This window comes from Roseomonas sp. 18066 (genome assembly GCF_902706185.1).
GTDB lineage: Bacteria > Pseudomonadota > Alphaproteobacteria > Acetobacterales > Acetobacteraceae > Pseudoroseomonas.
Genome location: NZ_CACSJM010000324.1, coordinates 1 through 1,088 on the forward strand (window position 1 = coordinate 1; position 1,088 = coordinate 1,088).

At 76.6% G+C, this 1,088-nt stretch carries 2 protein-coding genes; both read left to right on the plus strand.

The window, feature by feature from the left end:
- Positions 1–68 precede the first annotated feature (68 nt).
- On the plus strand, positions 69–428 hold the full coding sequence (locus GVN67_RS29030; RefSeq protein ID WP_160000765.1) for a hypothetical protein: 360 nt from the start codon (positions 69–71) through the stop codon (positions 426–428).
- A gap of 131 nt (positions 429–559) precedes the next feature.
- The coding region (gene fhuF / locus GVN67_RS29035) for a siderophore-iron reductase FhuF (protein WP_160000766.1) at positions 560–1,088 on the plus strand (529 nt) is incomplete at its 3' end.

Sequence of the window (1,088 nt, forward strand, 5' to 3'; positions counted from 1 at the left end):
CTGGCCTTTCCACCACCTGCCCCGCCCGCTACCCCCGGCGGGTGTCGAGTCCGGGGGAGAGCATTCGCATGGGTCGTGGCCGTTCCAGGAACATGCCGAAGCCGCGCAGCCCGCGCCCCGCGCCGCGCCCGGCCGAAGCGCCGCGCGCCGGCGGCGAGGAGCTCGACCGGCTGCGCCGCGAGCGCGACGACGCCCGCGCCCTGCTGCAGGATCTGATGGCGAAGGATGGCGCGGGTGGCGCCGCCGTCGCCCGCCGGCTGGCCGCGCTCGAGGAGGAGCGCATGGTCGCCCGCGGCCAGGCCGTCGAGGCCGCCCTCGCCCGGGGCCGCGCCGAGGCCGCGCTGAAGGCCCTGTCCGACGCCATCGACCGCGCCCCCGGCATCCAGGGCTGGCTGCTGCGCCGCGCCCGGCGGAAGGTCATTTCCTGACCGGCCGCCCCGCCGGGGCCATATCTGTCATTGCGAGGCATTCGCAGTTCCGCTAGCTGATGGGGCGTGACGCGCCGCCCGCCCCTCCCCGCGCCTGCCGCCCGCGCCGCGCTGTCCCGGCGCGCCGCCGCATGACCCCCTTTCCCTTCCTGACCGGCGAGCTCGCCCGCGGCGGCACCGGCCTGGTGCCGATCGGCGGCGCCGGCCCGGCGATCCCGCTCGCCAGCCTGCTGGCCCCCGGCGCCGTGGACCGGCTGGTCGGCGGCATGACCCCGCCCCGCGGCGGCGACAGCGCCACCCCCGACCGCCGCGCCATGCTCTCGCTCTGGAGCCGGTACTATTTCTACACCCTGATCCCGCCGGTCGTGCTGACGCTGATGCTGGCGCATCGCCGCCTGCCGCTGGCCGCCGACCAGGCGGGCGTGCTGCTGAAGCCCGACGGCCTGCCTGCCGCCGTGGCCCTGCCCGATGCCGGCGAGCGCTGCGCCGCGCCGGACGATCCCTTCGACCGCTTCGCCCCCTTGATGCGCGACCACCTCGCACCCCTGATCACCCATTGGGCGGCCGAGGGAAAAGTCTCGCAGAAGGTGCTCTGGGCCAATGCCGCCGGCTATTTCGCCTGGATCGCGCGCGAGGCCGCCACCACCCCCGGCATCGACC